At 29.5% G+C, this 387-nt stretch carries 1 protein-coding gene; it reads right to left on the reverse strand.

The annotated features are described in order from the left end of the window. The coding region (locus H2277_RS09175; protein WP_337201984.1) for an AMP-binding protein at window positions 1-387 on the reverse strand (387 nt) is incomplete at both ends.

The raw sequence follows: 387 nt of genomic DNA on the forward strand, positions 1-387 counted from the left end.
TGTTCCAGCAATCTCGGTTGGACCATAAAGATTAATAAATTTAGTCTCCTTGAGATGATTTTTCCAAATATTTAAAGTTTTAGTAGGCATAATCTCACCCACCCAAGCTACTATTTTTAAAGAATCAAGCCTAAATTTCTCTAAAGCATTTCCTTTGCAAAGATGGGTTAAAACTGAAGGTATCCAAGAAATAGTAGTGATTTTTTCTTGTTCAATATAAGAAAAAATTTCATTTGGAAAAGCAAAGATATGATTAGAGATGATGTGTAAGGTTGCACTCACTTTTACACTTGAAAAAATATCTCTCGCAGAAGCACTAAAATAAAACGGAGTTTGATTAAGTAAAGAATTTTTAGAATTAATCTCCAAAATTTCACAAATTTTTAA

It is taken from the genome of Campylobacter sp. W0014, assembly GCF_020135975.1.
Taxonomy (GTDB): Bacteria; Campylobacterota; Campylobacteria; order Campylobacterales; family Campylobacteraceae; genus Campylobacter_D.